This is a genomic window from Clostridium swellfunianum (genome assembly GCF_023656515.1).
GTDB classification, from domain to species: Bacteria; Bacillota; Clostridia; order Clostridiales; family Clostridiaceae; genus Clostridium_AT; species Clostridium_AT swellfunianum.
In genome coordinates, this window is record NZ_JAMOFV010000006.1 from 4112638 (window position 1) to 4132155 (window position 19518).

The 19518-nt window shown below is 30.3% G+C and carries 16 protein-coding genes; 3 read left to right on the plus strand and 13 right to left on the minus strand.

Features of this window, described 5'->3' with window-relative positions; all coding sequences use genetic code 11:
• Position 1 precedes the first annotated feature (1 nt).
• The gene (locus NBE98_RS19570; protein WP_250816693.1) at positions 2–1456 is read left to right on the plus strand and encodes an oligosaccharide flippase family protein; all 1455 of its coding nucleotides are present in this window, start codon (positions 2–4) and stop codon (positions 1454–1456) included.
• 41 nt (positions 1457–1497) lie between these two features.
• On the opposite strand, the gene NBE98_RS19575 is transcribed toward NBE98_RS19570, so the two are convergent.
• Positions 1498–2622 (minus strand): glycosyltransferase family 4 protein, encoded by a 1125-nt coding sequence (locus NBE98_RS19575; RefSeq protein WP_250816694.1) that lies wholly within the window; start codon positions 2620–2622, stop codon positions 1498–1500.
• Between the two features lie 38 nt (positions 2623–2660).
• Entirely contained in the window at positions 2661–3491 is an 831-nt protein-coding gene (locus NBE98_RS19580) for a LicD family protein (protein ID WP_250816695.1), read from the minus strand.
• 205 nt (positions 3492–3696) lie between these two features.
• Between NBE98_RS19580 and NBE98_RS19585 the strand changes: the two genes are divergently transcribed.
• Both NBE98_RS19585 and NBE98_RS19590 read left to right on the plus strand, forming a co-directional pair.
• Complete coding sequence (locus NBE98_RS19585) at positions 3697–4794, plus strand: glycosyltransferase family 4 protein (protein ID WP_250816696.1); 1098 nt, start codon at positions 3697–3699, stop codon at positions 4792–4794.
• Positions 4795–4813: 19 nt separating this feature from the next.
• Positions 4814–6064 carry an O-antigen ligase family protein gene (locus tag NBE98_RS19590; protein ID WP_250816697.1) on the plus strand — a complete coding sequence of 417 codons (1251 nt, stop codon included), beginning with the start codon at positions 4814–4816 and terminating at the stop codon, positions 6062–6064.
• Positions 6065–6166: 102 nt separating this feature from the next.
• Here NBE98_RS19590 and NBE98_RS19595 read toward each other — a convergent pair whose 3' ends face one another.
• The 11 genes from NBE98_RS19595 to aepX form a co-directional block, all read right to left on the minus strand.
• The gene (locus tag NBE98_RS19595; RefSeq protein ID WP_250816698.1) at positions 6167–7270 is read right to left on the minus strand and encodes a glycosyltransferase; all 1104 of its coding nucleotides are present in this window, start codon (positions 7268–7270) and stop codon (positions 6167–6169) included.
• A 57-nt stretch (positions 7271–7327) separates the two neighbouring features.
• The gene (locus tag NBE98_RS19600) at positions 7328–8716 is read right to left on the minus strand and encodes a sugar transferase (RefSeq protein ID WP_250816699.1); all 1389 of its coding nucleotides are present in this window, start codon (positions 8714–8716) and stop codon (positions 7328–7330) included.
• Between the two features lie 100 nt (positions 8717–8816).
• Positions 8817–9704 (minus strand): LicD family protein, encoded by an 888-nt coding sequence (locus NBE98_RS19605; RefSeq protein WP_250816700.1) that lies wholly within the window; start codon positions 9702–9704, stop codon positions 8817–8819.
• A 42-nt stretch (positions 9705–9746) separates the two neighbouring features.
• Positions 9747–11282 carry a murein biosynthesis integral membrane protein MurJ gene (gene murJ, locus NBE98_RS19610; protein ID WP_250816701.1) on the minus strand — a complete coding sequence of 512 codons (1536 nt, stop codon included), beginning with the start codon at positions 11280–11282 and terminating at the stop codon, positions 9747–9749.
• Between the two features lie 73 nt (positions 11283–11355).
• On the minus strand, positions 11356–12456 hold the full coding sequence (locus tag NBE98_RS19615) for a glycosyltransferase (protein WP_250816702.1): 1101 nt from the start codon (positions 12454–12456) through the stop codon (positions 11356–11358).
• Between the two features lie 13 nt (positions 12457–12469).
• On the minus strand, positions 12470–13813 hold the full coding sequence (locus NBE98_RS19620; RefSeq protein WP_250816703.1) for an O-antigen ligase family protein: 1344 nt from the start codon (positions 13811–13813) through the stop codon (positions 12470–12472).
• Between the two features lie 66 nt (positions 13814–13879).
• Positions 13880–14806 carry a LicD family protein gene (locus NBE98_RS19625; protein WP_250816704.1) on the minus strand — a complete coding sequence of 309 codons (927 nt, stop codon included), beginning with the start codon at positions 14804–14806 and terminating at the stop codon, positions 13880–13882.
• A gap of 355 nt (positions 14807–15161) precedes the next feature.
• The gene (locus tag NBE98_RS19630) at positions 15162–16265 is read right to left on the minus strand and encodes a 2-aminoethylphosphonate aminotransferase (protein ID WP_250816705.1); all 1104 of its coding nucleotides are present in this window, start codon (positions 16263–16265) and stop codon (positions 15162–15164) included.
• Positions 16252–16995, minus strand: coding sequence for a phosphocholine cytidylyltransferase family protein (locus NBE98_RS19635; RefSeq protein ID WP_250816706.1), 744 nt, complete (start codon positions 16993–16995; stop codon positions 16252–16254). The genes NBE98_RS19630 and NBE98_RS19635 overlap by 14 nt, the downstream gene beginning before the upstream one ends.
• 21 nt (positions 16996–17016) lie before the next feature.
• Entirely contained in the window at positions 17017–18150 is a 1134-nt protein-coding gene (gene aepY, locus NBE98_RS19640) for a phosphonopyruvate decarboxylase (protein ID WP_250816707.1), read from the minus strand.
• Between the two features lie 4 nt (positions 18151–18154).
• A complete protein-coding gene (gene aepX, locus NBE98_RS19645; RefSeq protein WP_250816708.1) occupies positions 18155–19453 on the minus strand; it encodes a phosphoenolpyruvate mutase in 1299 nt (432 codons plus the stop codon).
• Positions 19454–19518: the final 65 nt, after the last annotated feature.

The following is a 19518-nucleotide window of genomic DNA, read 5'->3' on the forward strand; positions in this document are numbered from 1 at the left end:
TATGAATAAATCTTTATTTAAAAATACAATTTACAAATTTTTATTAAGCTTGTTTAATCTAATAATTCCAGTGATAATAGGTCCCTATACTTATAGAATTTTAGGACCTGATGGTATGGGTATGTCAAATTTTTCTGACTCTTTATTTGGATATTTTTTAATTTTTGGCGCCTTTGGAATGTATGATTATGGACTTCGAGAGGTCAGCAGGATAAGAGATAATAAAGAAAAACTAAGTAATTTATTTAGCAGCTTATTTTTCTTTGGCATGATAACAAATATTTCAGTACTGATAATCTATATTGTATTTATAACAACTCGATATAGCAGTTCTAATATCTTTCCTATTCTACTTATATACTCCTTCAACCTAATATCTAATATTTTTTATGTAGAATGGGCTAACGAGGCATTAGAAAATTATAACTTTATCACCTATAAAACCATAGTTGTTAGAATTATTCACATAACCTTGCTGTTGACCTTCATAAAGACTTCTGGAGATCTGTACAAGTACTCTTTTTTGCTTATACTGTATACTTTTTTAAATAATATAATCAGCTTTTTTTACATTAAGAAATCTATTAATATTAAGCTATCAAAAATAAAAATAAGAAAGCATATAAAACCTTTATTCATGGTAGTAATTCTAGCTAATGCAAATATTCTATACACACAGCTTGATAGAATAATTTTAGGGGAATATGTAAGCAAGCCTTCTGTAGCATATTACGGTATGGCTCAATCAATTATGTATATGATAGCAACAGTTATGCTGAATATTATTTTCGTTACAGTCCCTAGGCTTTCTAATTACCTGGGCAATAATGACGAGGCTTCGTATATAAATCTGCTAAATAAGGTAACCGATATATTTTTTGCTTTTTTGTTTCCAGCATCACTAGGCTTATTTGTTCTATCAAACGAAGTAATATTGTTGTATGGTGGGAAAAACTTTGCTGCTACCATACCTGTGTTAAAAGTATTCAGCATTTATATGATTTCTTTTGGAATAGAGGCTATATTAACTAAACAAATTGTTTATATAAAGAAAAAAGAAAAGCTATTAGTCTATTTTATTCTTGTTTGCGGTGTTTTAAATTTGATATCAAAGATAATACTACTTAAGCTTAATTTGCTGACTTCATCATCTGCTATCATAACAACCTGTGTATCTAATTCCTTACTTATATTAATCGAATATATTTATATAAAGAAATCTATAAAATTAGACTATAACTTGCTATCCTTAAATAGGATTAAATACATTGTTGCCTCGCTTCTATTCATACCTATTACACTGCTTATTAGACAATACATTACAGGCACCATATCAATTTTTATCTTTGGTTTTATCATAAATGCTGCTGTATATTTCCTTATACTACTTATTACTAAAGATAAAGTACTAATGTTTTTTATAAATAAGATTCTATCAAAGATTAAACCTAAATAAAAAAGTCGTATTGGTATTCAATACGGCTTTTATCATAAACTCTATATAAATAAATTTTCTATATGTATATTTAATTTTGAAACAATATCATTCCAATCAAATTTATCTCTGCAAATCTCATAGGTTTTCTCTGAATGTACTTGTGCTTTAGGGTCATTCATAAATTTAGAGAGGGCCATTGAAAGTGCTTCAGTATCATTAACTGGAACCACTGCTCCATTTCCTGAGGTCACAAGTTCTCTTGCAATTCCCACATCAGTAGAAACAATTATATCTCCCAACGCAGCAGCTTCTATCAGTGCTATGCCAAAACTTTCAAACTCTGAGCTTAGACAAAATATCTTTGATCTATTGTATTCCTCATATATTTGTTTTCTATCGGTAATAGCACCTTTTATAATAATCTTTTCCTTTAAAAGTGGATTTTCTTCAAAGTATTTATTTATATATTCTTGGAATCTATCTTCTATTGGGCCTACAAGCACTAACTTCCAGCCGTTATTTTCTATATTCTCTATTTTAGAAAAAGCCTCAAGTAACATTTCAGTATTTTTTTCCGGGGCTCCTATTCTCGCAACATTTAGTATTATATTCTCTTTAACATTAAAATCATAATGAATATTCATCTTATCCAGATAATCATAATCAACGCCGTTAGGTATATTTATCAGTTTATCTCTATGGTTTGGAAACAATTGTTTTAATTCTCTAAATAAGCTTTGCTGCTCTACGCTTATTAAATCTGCCTTATGAAAATATCTGTTAAGCATTATGCGCATTATAAAATTTAGGCTCTTAATTCTATCTATAAGCTTATAAGAACAATCTAACTTAATATACAGTTTTCCCTTGGGGTTAAAGAATTTATAAATAAAAGCATAAACTACCGAGTATAAAGTCACATGAAATACTTGTAAAATATCAATCTGTTTAGCTTTTTTAATAAGATACTTTGCACCATCTAATGAAAAGTTATCATGTTTTTTTTCAACAAAATCTATCTTTAAGCCTTTTACTTCATCCTTCAAATAAATAAATTCATCATGATTATATGTAGCTACTGTTGAATCATAGTTGAAATTTTTGTGAAGCTTATAAGGAATCATCCCCATATCCTTAATTAAATTAATATTTTTAGTTTTTAAATAAAGTAAGCAATATTTCATGAAAATTACCATCCTTAGTTTTTATACATAATAGCACACTAATCTTGAATGCCAATAAATCTTGCATGATACAATCTTTCATTTTCAGGCGGAAGCTTCATATAATCTCCATACATAGTTTTTAAAATCTCCTGAGGCTTATTTGGAGCCCAAAATTCGTCATCTTCAAACTTTATCTTTTTAAGAGGAAAAAGATGTTCAGTTCTGAAAACACTATTCCATAATAAATCAATTCCCTGGCAATAAGAATCTCCGCCAGCTTCATTATTCCATTTATATGTAGCAAAGATAATCTTGTTTACAAGCTTATAGCTTATTCCTTTTCCAATAACCTGCAAGAAAGTTCTTGCAAAAGCATGAATAGATGGAAAATCACTAGTAGATATTCTTGACTTCATAACTAAGAGAAATTTTGATAGCTTTGACTGAATAATAAATTTACTTGTTGAATCGGGAACTTTATCAATAGGAAATATATCAATGTAAATACCTTGATGGTATTTTTCATTTTTCTCTCCTTCTTCTATAAAAAGACTTCTATTATGCCTAATTTTTAAGGGTACATGATATAATTTATAGCTTGGATCGGTATGGACAGTCTGCATGAAAAACTCATTAGACAATTCATTTTCAGCAACAGACATAAATTTATTATAATCCTCTCTAGGCATAGAGATATCTAGATCATCATCCCAAGGTATAAAGCCTTTATGCCTAACCGCTCCCAAAAGAGTTCCGTCACTCAGAAAATACTTAATATTATTCTTTTCGCAAATTTTATGAACTTCTTTTAAAATATCTAACATTATCATTTGAGCTTCTCTTAAAGAACATTCTTTTACTGAATTTAAATCTAATTTGTAATCCATTTAAATCATCCTATCTGCAATGTGCATGAACTTAGTATTCCTATATATTATAGGTTAATTGTATGATTGTTTCAACTATAGGTATAGCTCTTTATCTATATGACATCATTACGACTTTCTAAATATTAATTGTTCTTAAAGACATTTATGTATATAATAGGGGTTAGGAAATCTAATTATTAGAACTATAGTGAGGTTATTTTACATGAAAAAAATTGCTTATGTTATAACACAAGCAGAGATGGGGGGAGCTCAGAAAAGTATTCTCCTTCTTTGTAAATACTTAAAGGTTAACTATGATATTACCGTATACTCTGCTCCTAATGGCGGCCTTATTGACGAATTGAAACTCCTAGGTATAAAGCATGTTTCCGTTAAAAATATGGTCAGAGAAATTAATCTAGTTGAAGATTTAAAAGCTTATAGATTCTTACTTAAGGAGTTTACAGATAATAAGTACGAAATTGTTCACTGCCACAGCTCCAAGGCTGGTATTATTGCCAGAGAAGCTGCTCATCGAGCAAAGGTTAAAAATATTATTTATACCGCGCACGGTTTTGTATTTAATGAGCCCATGAATAAATACAAAAAAGACTTGTACATATTTTTAGAAAAACATGAAGCAAAAAAGAGCAATACTGTAATTTGCGTTGATCCCAACGATGTTGCTATTGCAAAAAAATTAGGCATGAAATGTAAGGAAGACATAGTGTACATACCAAATGGTATAGAATTTGATAGTAATGAAAGCAATAATTCAAGTCGTATAAATAGCAATAAGTTCACTTTTGGCTTTGTTGCAAACTTCTACGAAAATAAGGGGCATAGATATTTAATACAAGCTTTTAATAATTTTATTGAGAGTGATAATTTTAACGCAGAACTAGTATTAGTAGGCAGTGGTGAACTAGAGGAAGAAATGAAGCTCTTAGCTAAAAATAATCCTAACATCAAATTTTTAGGCTTTAGAAAGGATGCTCAGGAGATAATGAAGTCCTTTGATTGCTTTGTTATGTCGTCAGTCAAAGAGGGTTTCCCTTTTGTAATTTTAGAAGCTATAAAAAATAAGGTTCCTGTCATTTCAACTGAGGTTGGAGCTATAAGAGAGATACTAGAAGATGGTAAGCTTGGGTATATTGTAAAACCTTTTAACAGTGAAGAACTTATGCAGGCAATGCTTCACGTTATTAATAATCAAGAGGAATCAGTACATAAGGCAGCTGAAGCCTATGAATTCTGTCTTAAAAATTACTCAATTGATAATATGATTAGGTCAACTAGAGAAATATATGAGATGATTTAAAATTGTGGGAGGGTCAAATATGTCTCCAAACTCTTTATATAAGAAAATACTTCTTTTTTTATGCTGTATATATTTTTTTGCAGCTACTGTAATACCAAGTCAAGTTAAGGTATTGAATAAAGCAAGTGTATCCGATTTAATATTTTTGATTATCTTAGTTTACTACCTTATACTGCTCTTTTTTTCAAAGCATTACGGCTTTAGAGCTTTTATTAGTAAGCTATATACTTTTTTACACAATCCTTTAATACTTTCAATGATTACCTTATCTATTTTTATGTTAGCTTCAGTACTATACTCAACAGATAAAAGTTTAGCTTTAACTGAAACCATACGATTTTTCTTATACATAACAATAGGATTTATCTTAATCTCAGAATTTAATAACACTGCATATTTAAGTAGTTTTATATACACCTTTACCTGTTCAACAATTATAGTTAATATTATTGGCTTATATCAGTTTATAACTAATAAAGGTATGTCGGTGTCTTTAGTTAACCTAACAGGCTCCGGATTTACAGGAAGAGTAGAGTCAACCTTTGGGAACCCAAATGCATTTGGCGCCTATTTAGTTGTTGCTTCTTTCCCATTTATTCTTTTGTTTTTATCAACTAAGAATAAAATAGTTAAACTGCTTTATCTTATAGTAATCGCGCTTTGTTCAGCTAATTTACTATTAACATTTTCCCGTAATTCTTGGCTCTCATTTGCTGTAGGTCTTTTAATACTTGTCTTCACCTACAACTGGAAGTTAATTTATCTTATGATTTCAGGCGGTATTATAATGCTTCTTATACCAAATATAAATGCACGTATTAGGCAGTTTGCAGATATAACCCAAAACGAAGGTCGTATTAAAATTTGGAGCGTTGCTTTAAAAATGATAAAGGAACACCCACTTAGAGGAGTGGGCAATGGTAACTTTTCGGTGCTTTACGATAGCTATGTAGAAAAATATCCTGAATACTTTCAGGAGAATGTTTCTCAATTTCCAAGTCATAATAGTTATTTAAAAATTCAAAGTGAGCTTGGAGCAGGTGGAACTTTGTCCTTTTTTGCAATAGTATTCTTTGCTTTTAAAAGTATACTCTATGCTTATAAGAAACATACAGGCACTATTAAATTCTTTTACTATGGATTTCTTGTTTCTTCTGCTTCCTTTCTTATATTGAATTTCTTTGATAATATTCTTTTTGTTCCTCAGGTTGCTATAGTATTTTGGTTTTTTGTTTTTCTAGCAAGCAGTTCAGAAATTTCAATTCAATAATGATTCGCTCGTAAAAAGCCTGTAGTTTAAGAATTAATATTCTTAAACTACAGGCTTATACTTTATTAGCAGTTAATTATCTTAAATTTACATATAACGATTTTACTTACTTGAAATTTTTGCATACAGCTTCTGAAGGTCTACTATATAGTTCTTAATATTCCTATGCTCAAACAAAAAAGCCTTTGCATTTTTGCCCATTTCTTCAGCCTTATCTCTATTAAAGTACACATATTCCATAGCCTCTAGTAAGCATTCCATGCTTCTCTCTTTCAGAAGTATACCGCTGTAATTATTGTCAATAACCTCAGGTACGCCAGCTGTTGGAGTTGAGATAACTACTCTTTCCATTGCCATGGCTTCAAGCACAGATATAGGTAACCCTTCATATCGTGAAGGCAAAATAAATGAATCAAATACATTTAAATAACTATATACGTCCTTTTGATACCCTGCAAAAATAACCTTATCCTCTAGCTTGTAATTACTCACTAAATCTTTCAATTTATCCATATACTCACCGTCGCCTACAATAAGCAACACAGCTTTATCATTCTTTAAACTGAAATTATAAAAGCTTTCAATAAGAAGATCAACGCCTTTAGACTCGAGCAGTCTTCCAAGATAGCCAAATACATATGTATCAGAATCGATGAAAAATTTTCGCTTCATCTCTTTCTCATCCTGAAGCTTTACCTGAGCTAGCTCCCTAAAATTAAACATATTTCCTTTAACTATCATTTTACTTTTATCAAGACTTTTATTGTATTCAAAATAATACTCTGCTGCCTTTTGGGAGCACGCTATAGATAGCGTATACTTGTTTCTAAAAAATCTATCAATATATTTTAGCGGACTTTTAGTTTTCATCCAAGGATAACTGCTATGTATATGAGAAATAACCGGTATTTTTAAATTTATACTTGCCAAGTAGCCAGCTATAGAAGCTTTTACATCATGAGCATGGATAATGTGCACTTTATTCGCTACAAGTATGCTTCTAAGTTTACTTATCTCCATTTTATTAACATCTGCATTAAAACAGTCTACATGTCTTGATTTAAAATGTTCAACAAGTTCCCCCTGAGTGCAAACGACTAGTGGATGAAACATTTCCGTATCTATATTAGTGCAAATATCAGATACCACCTTTTCGGCTCCGCTAAGCTTACCATTAGCAACAATATGCAGTACATTAATCCTCATTAATCTTCCTCCAAAATAGACACATATTTAAAATAAAGAAGCTTATAAAAAGCTTCTTTATCTATCAACCTTAATATCTAACTCTAAGTCACTAACCAATTCACTTAACAAAATTTCGTCAGGCACTCCTGATGAACTTTCTTTCATAAACATAATCTTTATTGTTTGAAGAATTAGTTTTAAATCAAGTAAAATAGAATAGTTTTTAATATACATAATATCATATCTTACTTTATCTTCTGCAGTTGTTGTATATTTACCCAATACCTGCGCTAGTCCAGTAACTCCTGCTTTTACTAAAGTCCTGTATTTATAATCAGATATCTCCTTCTTAAACTGTTCAACAAAGAAAGGACGTTCAGGCCTAGGGCCCACTATACTCATATCTCCAAGTAAAACATTAAACATCTGTGGCAACTCATCTATCCTTGTTGATCTCATGAATCTTCCAAACTTAGTTATTCTAGGATCATCTTTTTCGGCAAGTACTGGTCCTGTAAGTTTCTCTGCATTCATTACCATTGTTCTAAACTTAAGAACATAAAATCTTCTTTCATTAACTGTTACTCTCTCTTGTTTATAAAATATGTTGCCTCCATCAGTAAGCTTTATTATCAATGCAGATAAAAGCATTATAGGTGATGCCAATACTATTCCAATTGCAGAAACAACTATATCTAGTAATCTTTTTATAAGTTCTTGTTCAAAGGTTAAGCCTAGTTTTTTAACTTTCAGCATAGGTATATCATCTGCTCTACTTAACTTTGAATTGAGCAGGGATATTTCATAGATATCAGGAATAATATATACACTTTTCCTATCTGCGAGACAATTGTCTACAATTTTGCTCTTAATTTCTAAGTCTACATCATTACAAATAAATACTACCTCTACCTCATTTAAGTACTTGTCAAGATTTTCAGATTTCCCACTGCAAATATATTTTATTGAGTATAGGTCCCTCTGCTTAATCAAAATCTTCTTTGTTACATTTTCAGCAGCTTCCTCACCTATTACTAGCGAATCCTTTATCCCATGATTTATTCTTCTTATCTTCCAAACTAATGCTCTCCATAGCACGAGAAAGACAAATTGAAGAATTGTACTATATAATAGTACGGTTCTTGGATAAGCAAATCCCCTGGCAAAAAAGGTAATAAAAGTAGTTGCAAAAAGCAATGCCAGTACCGTTAAAAATATTGAAAAAGTTGTCTCTCCAATAGATTGTTTTAATATATCACTGAGACCAAATACGTACATAAAAATCAGATATACAATTACTATAAGCGGAGAAATTTCAACAAATGGTTGATAATTAAAATCAGGTGGGTTAAAGTTGAATTTCAAAGCAAAAGCCAAATATATTGATGTTACCACAAGTAAAATATCAATAAAATATACTCCTATTTTAAACATACCTGTAGCAAGTTGTTTGTCTGGTTTCATATAATACACCTCAAGAATTGATTACATTTTAATAAGTTTCTTCATAGATATTCTACACTTATCCGCATATTTAGTCAATTTTAAATATAAGAATATAAAACTACTTTATTATTGGCTCTAATCCAAGATTATGTGGGACTCTTTTTTCCTCAGGAGGCAGCTTCATATAATCTCCAAAAATTTTTGTGAGATAAGCTTCATAATCATTAGGTACTAAGAACTTACTGTCTTCAAAGTCAAGCTCCTTTAAAGGAAACACTGATTTTTTTTCTACAACAAGAGTGTCCCAGAACATATAATCTATTCCATACGCTATAAATTTTCCATCCTCTTTAGTTAATTTCTTAATACATTCATTTTTTATATCATTTAATTTTTTAGTAACAGCTTCCCTCTCCATAATTGTGTATGGAAAAAGTACACCTCTTAGCAATATCTTAGTAATATTTTTAACAAGCAACTTAGAATTCTTTATAGGTTCAATAGGTTCTTTTATCAAAGTTAATACTCTATGATAAAGCTTATACCTTCGCTTATACTTCTCAGCTGCCTCATAATTATCATCGTAATAATCTGCTGGAAAAATATCAATAAACATTCCATTATGATATTTGCCTGGCTTATACTCATAAATTCTGCTATTATTATCTCTGATTTTCATCCAAGGCATATCATATTCAATATCTGTTTCATTTGTTTGCAAAAATAAATCATCAGGCAGTTCCTTCTTAGCAATTTCCATGAACTTAAGATAATCCTTCCTCAGCATCACTATATCAATATCGTCATCCCATGGTATAAAGCCTTTATGCCTTACTGCTCCAAGTAAAGTTCCTGAATCTAGCCAATATGACAGTTCATGCTTTCTACATATATAATCAACAATTTTAAGAATTCTTAACATTACAAGCTGTGATTGTCTTAAAATACTTTTATCTATTTCCTCATATCTCTTGTCAGGGAATACTTCTGATAAATTTGGTTTCATTATGTACCTCCTACCTAGGCTAATTTCATTGGTCTCCTTAAATTATAGCTTATTTTTAATCATTTGCAAAATATCTTCAAATTCAGGAACTTTGTATATTTTTAATTGTATAAAATAGGTAGTCACTCCTAAAAAAACTGATATAGTTATTCCAATGAGATTACCAGAAAAACCACCTATAGCACTATTCAATGCACTATAGGAAATTTTAACAATTAATCCCATTACCGACGATGAGATAATAATCTTAATTAGATTAATTATTATAGGTCCCATATTCAACTTTCCAATCTTTCTCACTAAGCTATTTAATAATAAAAAAGTAGTTGTTATGGCAGCTATTGATGTGGATAATGCAAGTCCACCTATACCTATAAATCTTACCAAGATTAAATTTAAGATTATATTTATTGTTATGCCTAAAATTCCATTAAAAGTTGAAGATTTTGTATCCTTTAAAGCATATAGCGCTCTATTAAACACATCTCTTATCCCATAAAATGGAATCCCCACTGAAAAACATACTAATGCTATAGAAGTCATTGATGCGGCCCTATCATCAAATGCTCCATGCTTAAACAAAAAATTTATTAAGGGATTGCTCAAAATTATTAACCCAACTGTACATGGTATCATAATTAAATTGATGTTATTTACAGCCTTATTTATGTAGATTTTAAAATTATCGTAGCTGGTGCTGCTACTCTCTCTTGATAGTGCAGGATAAATAACCGTTACAATAGCTGTAGCAAAGCTAATATATATTACATCAGTTATCCGAGAAGCATAATTTAAAGCAGAAATACTGCCTGCTGGAAGTCCTGATCCTATAGTTTTATCGATAATTGCATTTATCTGATTTGCTCCTGCCCCTATAACCACTGGTAGTATTAGAAGCAGCATCTTCCTAATCCTACTGTCCTTTAAATCTATAAATAGTTCGTAGGTATATCCGTTTTTAACTAGCCATGGTAACTGCACCAAAACCTTCAACACGTTTCCAAATACAGTGGCAATAGTTAGGCCTATTACACCTGCTTTTGCTCCTAAAAGAATATAAATAATAATTGGCATATTAAGCATTATTCCTACAAGAGCAGGAGAAGTAAAGTCATCTAAAGTTTGCAGTATAGCTGTATATGCTCCATTTAAAGTCATAAATAAAATATTTATAACACTAATTTTCATCAGAGTTACTGTAAGTTCAAAGGTTTGTCCTCTAAATTTAGGCGCTATAATTCTAACTAGCTGTGGCGAAAGTTCCCATCCTACAATGGTTAATATTATTGATATAATCACTAATATGTTAATAATATTATTAGCGAACTTGAACATTTCTTTCTTCCCATGGTTCTTAAAACTCTCACTCAATATAGGAATAAACGTAGTGGTAATAGCTAAACTAAAAACTGCAAATAGTATTTCTGGAATCGTTATAGCCATATTGTAGGCATCTGTTTGATAGGTAGCTCCAAATGAATTTGCAACCAAAGTATCTCTTAAAAAACCTATTACCTTACTGATAATTGTAATAATCATTACAATTCCTGCAGCCCTAGCTAATTTTGATTTGCTCATGTTTTCCTCCAAATTAATATGATGAACTTTAAAGATTTTTACTAAAATTAAATAACCACTATAGATATAGCGGTTATTTTGCGTAGTATGTAGACTCAAAAGCTTCAAAATATTGTTGCGATATATTTTTCCAATCGAATAGATCCTTAGCTCTTTGGAAGCCTTTTTCATTCTCATATGGTAGTTTATCTAGACAATATAACATTTTATTGCTTAATTCATCCTTTTCTTCATTGTAGAAACAAACTTCTTCATCAGAAAAGCACTGACTTATTGGAAGCTTCGATGAAATAACCACATTTTTTTTATGCAGTAATGCTTCTACAATAGACATGCCAAATGTCTCAAATTTGCTCACTTGTACAAAGATATCACATTGAGAATAAGCATTATTGAGAATGTTAGGATTCATATTCCCAGTGAAAACTACTTTATTATAGCCAATATATTTACTTATCAAGTATCTTGCATATTCAGTGTCATTTTCGCCTGCGATAAGTAAGACACAACTATTATAGAGATTACTATTTATAAAATTGTCAATTACAGTCTCAATATTCTTAATTTTTCTTGTTCCAATAGTAAAAATAATCTTATCTTGTTTTCTTAAATTATATACAGCTTTAATATCTATTTTTTCACTTAATGGTAAAATAGAAACACCATTATTAATTACAGTAATTTTCTTCTCACATAAACTAGGATAACTTTTAATAAGCTCTTTCTTTGAATCTTCAGTTATAACTACTATTTTGTCAGAGTACCTCAATATCATTTTCTCAAATAAAATACTATAGGTCTTAAAAGACTTATTAATCTCTTTTTCTTTCTTTATTATACCATGGACAGTGTAAACAAGTTTAAACCTATATATAAGCTTAAGACTACATAAAAACAGAGCCAAAATAGAATAGTATCTTGCAAGATATACAACATTTATATTTTTTTCTCTAATAAATTTCGCTATATGCCTCATCGAACCTTCTACTTCATATTCATTAGCTATTTCATAATCAGACGATTTACCTTTATTTCCATCTTCCCATGGTAGTCCATAAAAATACACATTTTTGTCTTGCTTTCTTAATGTATTGAATAAAGTGTTAGCTACCTTCTTAGGACCTGAAGTAATATCCTGTTCATCTTCTCTAATTCCTATAAATAATACATTCATAATTATCTCCTTATTAATCCTCTAATTCAATAAATGAATTCGAGAAACTTATCATTAAACATGTTATTATAGGAACTAGACCAACCTCTCCCAGATATACTTCTTCCATTTGCATATATAAAAATATACACAAAAGGAAAGTAAGAAGGTTTAAAAATTCAAAAGAATATTCTTTTCTTATTCTCATTCCTTTAAAAATCTTAAGCGGCACATAAGAATATAATGCTAGGAATAAAATTAGCCCCAATATACCATTTGAAGCAAAATATCTAAATAATGTATTGTGATAACTTATCCTATCTACTCCCTTACTTCTCTTGCTTATGACCTCTTCAGGATTAATTCTTTTAAGTATATTATATTTTAGCCCATCACCTGTAATAACGTATTCTTCATAATTACTTAGAACTGCCTTCCATATTAATTGTCTACTGTTAACCCCTTTACTATTTTTCTCCGCCAGCATATCACTAGCTTTTCTTTCAGTAGTCCTAATAGGTTTACTAGAGAAATATTGCTTTATATCGGACATATTTAAAATACAAACCATAGCTATATTAGCAAAAATCAAAATCAAAATCATTTTAAAATTAAATAATTTTTTTAATGTGTTTCTTCTAAAGACGCAAAGGCCAGTAAAATTAACTATTAAATAAATTATTGTTATAACTATACTTGTTCTAGCTACGGTTAAATACATAATATAAATTTGAGCAACAACTATAGCTCCAATGGAGTATTTGACCTTGCTTTCAATATTATTTACAAACAAGTATACCCCTGAAACAATTGAGAAAAATAAATATGTTCCAAAACCATTTACATTTCCATACATAGACGCAGGATTATACGAAGGCCAATCTGATACAATTATACCAAAAACCTTGTTCGAATTATAAACAAACTGATATAAACCAACAATGCTCAAAACTATGCCAAGATAAAAAATAGACTTTGCACATTTAAAAATAGATTTATACTTTCTATCCTTGCTTAAATTATTAAAATAAGCTTGAGAAATTATCAAATATACGGAAACTAATACCCAGGCCTTACCTATATATAAAATACTAGATTTCCCAATAAAATTCACAAGATAGGTTATGGATATCCAAACTAGATATAAAATAATAATAATATTTAATTTATTTTTAAAAAAGTTTTTAAAATAATCTAATATATTAATTTTTCTATAAAATAAATACACAATTAAAAATGTTGATCCAATAAATATAAGCCAAAAATATGACATACCTAAAAAATCAATTAAATACCATCCAGTTGTTGACGATAATAAAATTACAAATATAATTAAAGCTTCAGCAAAGGTATCATAATTTTTACTTACAGTTTTCAATATATTATATCCTCCAATCACTACCAAATATAAAAACGCCTTATATTATCACTATCTCACCAATATTTATCTAAATTTTCTGTTGAGCTCTTCTATTTCCGTTTCATTCAAAACAGGTTTAATCTCAAGATTATGAAAGATCCTCTTGCTCTCTGGAGGCATCTTCATATAGTCACTGCCATAAGTTAATTTTAGATAGTTTCCATAATTATTAGGACAACTAAATTCATAATCCTCAAACTTTACTTTTGTTAAAGGAAATATATCTCCTGCTTTATAAACATTATCCCAATTTAGAACATCAGTACCAATACCATAGTTAGTTTGAGGATTCTTGGCCATATCTGCTATTCTTTTATCTCTTGTATTTATATTTAGGTTATATATGAATTTATAATTTAAAAAAGCAAATATAAAGAAAGTTACTTTTAATAAAACTTTCACTATATTTTTAATTATATTAATTTTTTCAAAGTAAGGCTTTTTAAGCGGTGCATTTATAGCTTGAACCTTTATATACATTAATTTATATATTTTCTCACGAAAAATTCGTTTTAATAACTTATCTGAGTATGTATCAAATGGGAATATATCTACATAAATACCTTCATGGTACTCTGCATTCCTTTCCAATATAATTTTACTTTTTCTGTCCTTAATTTGAGTCCACGTATTACCAGCGTAAGGGGTTGTGTTAAAATTTTGAACAAAAAAATCATCTGGAAGTTCTTTATGGACAATTTCTAAAAATCTATTATAATCATCCCTTGTCATAGCTATATCAACATCATCATCCCAAGGTATAAATCCCTTATGCCTAACAGCTCCAAGTAAAGTACCACAATCCAACCAATATTGAATATTATGCTTTTTGCATATATAATCTATTGTTTTTAATATTCTTAATGAAATTAACTGAGCTTGCCTTAAATTTGTTTCACTTAAATAATCTAATCTTCTGTCTGGAAATAACTCCAGTATTTTACTATCCATTAATATCCCCCTATTCCTTATATCCCTTGTAATTACCTAGCAAGTATATAATGACTTATTAATTATAAAGTATTTACATACAAAAATCAAATTTATGCTCTAAAATGTTGATTAATCGAATAAAAACTGAATAATAGCTTTATTCAGTGATTTTTCATATCAGAATTCATACCGTGAGGTAAATCGTGGTTCAATAAAAATAAATGTAATTGTGATACATTTTATATCCTAGTTTTTTATGGTAGGACTTGTAAGTATTATCACCAGAAAAGTCTCTTATCTATTCTCAGTCAGGCTATTACATGTTCTGACACACTAAAAAAGCCTTTATGATAAAAATCATAAAGGCTTGCTTTTATTTTAACGTATTTATATATTCTTCCAATATTGTTAAGAATTTTTCGACATCAGTGTAGTTTAAGTCACCTATATTAGCTATTCTAAATGTATTTAAATCGCTAACTTTGCCAGGGTATATTGTATATCCTCTTTCATAAAGATAATCATGCATTTTGTCAAAATTATACATTCCAGATTCAGGTTCTACAACAGTAGTTATAAGCTTAGAATGATCTTTTGGATTTACTAAATACTTCAGACCTAATCTATCAAGCCCTTCCACCAAAGTCTTCCACGCTTTTACATATCTTTCATGTCTTTTCTCAACAGTTTCTTCTTTTGCCTCAATTATAGCTTGCTTTAGAGCATATAAGGTTTGTACTGGAGGAGTAAATCTCATTTGATAATTTTTCTTGAAATATTCATATTGTTGGTATAAATTCAAGTAATAATTTCTTTTTTTAACATCATTAAGCTTTATCAGAGCATCTAATTTAGCTATAACAAAACTTATACCTGCCATACCTTGTATGCATTTATTTGAGCTAGAAGCTAAATATGTTATATTCATTTCCTCCATATTTATTGGCATACCTGCAAAGGAACTCATTCCGTCAACTATCATATCCATAGCATATTTCTTACATAGCTGTCCTAAGGTTTTCACATCATTTAATAGCCCTGTTGTTGTTTCATGATGTATTACAGCTAAATGAGATATTTTAACTTTTGATTGCTTAATAGCTTCTTCTAAAGCATTTAAATCGACAGCCTCAAAAGGTGAGCTTTTAAATTCTATATAATTCATACAGTAAGCTTCAGCTATTTCGCACATTCTCTTCCCATAGGCACCGTTATTTATAATTAGTACATAATCCTCACCTACTGCTGAAGTGAGCATAGCCTCTACAGCAGCAGTTCCGGAGCCGCCAAATAAAACTGTAGTGTATTTTTCGTTATCTGCAACAAAGTTTGTTAATTCCTTTGAAACAAACTCCATTACATCTCCAAATTCCTTTTCTCTAGGACATATATCTGGAACAACTTGAGCATATTTAACACTGTCAGTAGTGGTAGCTGGACCAGGATTTAAAAGTACATTTCTTTTAATGCTTTCCATTTTCTTCACTCTCCTTTATCTTTGGAAATATACTATTTAAAGCTCTATTAAGATGAGTGTCATCATCAATCTCACACCATGCATAATCTTCTAGCTTATTAACATATACATCCATTTTCTTTGAAACAGCTACAATAACACTTTCATAATCAAATTTTCTATTCTTTTCTAACTCATTAGCAGTATATCGGCACATTTCCTTATACATATCATTAGATACCTTTGTTATACCAACTAATTCTGCATAAATACTTTGTAACTGCTCAGATTTTTTTGACATATTAACAAGCTTATTATCCTTATCAGCTTCAATATAAACTTCATCATTAGAGTTAGTTTTTCCGCTTGCTAATATAACATTAGCTCTTCTATCTTTTAATAATTCGTCTAAGCCATGCTTATCATATAATATATCTGACTCTAAAAGGAGAAAGTCCTCATTTATTTTACTTTGAAGATTATAAAGTGTATACATGCTTCCTGTCGAAGCAAACTCCTCGTTCTTTACACACTCAATTAAAGGATTCTTTAAAGCTAACTCTTCATAATATTCGCTATGGTATCCTGTACCTATTACTAATCTATTAATACCTGCCTCAATGAGCTTATCAATAGATCTAAGCACAATTGCTTTGTCTTCTATAGTTAAAAATCCTTTAGGCATATATTTTGTCTTTTCTTTTAATCTGCTGCCAAGTCCTGCAGCTAATATTACCGCAGTAGTTACCATTATATCAACTCCAATATCTTATTATTTAGATAAAAAATCCATGAAGGCTAATTTATTTTGTACTGGTGTTGTAGTAGGTCTACCTAAATTTTTTCTTGCACCCTTATTTACTCTTATTTCTAATAAGGCAGGTCCTTCTGATTTTTTAAGAATATTGATTTTTTCACTTATATCTTGTTCAGTTTCTACAGTTAATACTGATTTATAACCACATGCTGTAGCTATACTTCCAATATTAACTTCTAAGGCAACTGTTGGCTGTCCTCCAACAGAATCATGAGCTCCATTGTTAATTACAATATGTTTATAGTTTTTGGGACTAACTGAACCAATTATAGAAAGTCCACCCATATGCATTAAAAGAGCTCCATCTCCATCTAAACAGTAAACATTTGTCTCAGGTTTTGCAATAGCAATTCCAAGTGCAATCTGTGAGGAATGCCCCATAGAACCTACTGTTAAAAAGTCTTTCTCATGACCTTCGCCGCGTGCTTCTCTTAGCTCAAAAAGTTCTCTTGATGCCATTCCCGTTGTTGAAACTATTACATCTTCTGAATCTATATTTTTTAATATTACTCTTATAGCTTCTTCTCTTGTTAAAGTAAAGTTAGATTTATTTTCAGACTTTAATTTATACTCATCAAAAGTATCTTTTCTAATAACTAATGCGTAAGGCTCTAGATGTTCCTTCATGTGATTAACAGCCTTATCAAGAGCCTCTTTTGCCTCTTCTTGACTACTTTCATTGGATAGAACAGTATATTTAATGCCTAAAGTATCTAAAAGTTCAACTGTAACCTTACCTTGCTTTATATGTTGAGGTTCATCCTTCTTTCCTGGCTCTCCTCTCCAACCAACTACAAGGAGAGCTGGTATGCTGTATACCAAAGGATCAGTTAAGGAGGTTAATGGATTTATAATATTTCCCAAACCAGAGTTTTGCATATATACAAGCGCAATTTTTTTAGTAGCTAAATAGTAACCTGAAGCTAATGCAAGAGCATTTCCTTCATTTGCAGCTACAATATTATGGCTATCAGGAGTATTATCCTTAACATAAGCACAAAAGTTTTTCAGTAAAGAATCTGGTACTCCAGTAAAGAAACCTATATCTTTTTCTTTTAGCAGATTATAAAAACCTTCAACATTTACCATCCTTTTATTGGCCTCCTGGTATCAATGTAAGTATTTGCTTGATAGGCATGCAATACTCGTTAGCTTCTAGGGCTCTTTCGTGCGTTAAAATGCTTTCAGCTGTTTTAACCATTGCTGGATATGCACTTCTAATTAAATGATTTGCATATATAACAACATTTGCACCTGCTTCAGCTAGCTCTGCTTCAGTAATTTGGCAGTATGAAGTTGGTACTACAACTAGTGGCACCTTATTTTCTATCTTTTTATATTCAGCACAGAACTCTAATATTTCTTTAGGCTCTTTGCTTTGGCTGTGAATCATAATTCCGTCTGCTCCAGCTTCTATATAAGCCTTAGCTCTCTTTAATGCATCTTCCATACCAGCCTTCAAAATCAAACTTTCTATTCTAGCTATCACCATAAAGTCTTTTGTTACTCTTGCATTTCTTCCAGCAGCTATTTTTTCACAGAAGTGTTCAATGCTATCCTGTGTTTGCTGTACATCTGTTCCAAAAAGAGAATTCTTTTTAAGTCCAATTTTATCTTCGATAATAACCGCTGAAACTCCCAATCTCTCTAATGTCTTGACAGTGTACGTAAAGTGTTCGATTTCTCCACCAGTGTCCCCATCAAGGATAATAGGTTTCGTTGTTACTTCAAGTATGTCATTTATTGTATTTAATCTTGAAGTTAAATCTACAAGTTCTATGTCTGGTTTACCCTTTGCTGTTGAATCACATAAACTACTTACCCACATAGCATCGAATTCTTTTATCTTGCCTTCCTGCTCTACTCTTGTTTTTTCAACAATTAATCCTGTCAATCCATTATGAGCTTCCATAACTCTAATTAAGCCTTTAGAGTCAATTGCTTTTCTTAGCTTCTTCATTCTTACCTGAGGAGTAGTTCCTATTTGATTAATAGCATCATCAAGTTTTGAAATTGACACACCTTCAGTATACTTAATCTCTATAAGTTCTCCACCCCATTCCTTTAAGGTGTTAATAACTCTATCTCGTAAATTTTTCTGAAAACCTTCTTTCCAATCATCACCATGCACCACATAGTCAGGTCTAAGCTCTAGTAAGTTAGGAACTTGGTCTAACGTATTCTGAGGAATAACTTGACTAACACCCTTTAAGTTTTGTACTATTCCTTTTCTTTCCTCATAAGTCAAAATCGGATTTCTCCAATAACTTGAAATTACTTCATCAGTATGAAGTCCTACAATTACCTCTCCTAACTCTCTTGCCTTATTTATAACGTTCATATGTCCATGGTGTATAATGTCGGCACTCATTGCTACATAAACCTTACTCATAATATATCTCCCTTCAATTTATATTTCTATTATATTTTACCCCTTAATATATAATTGGATTTTTA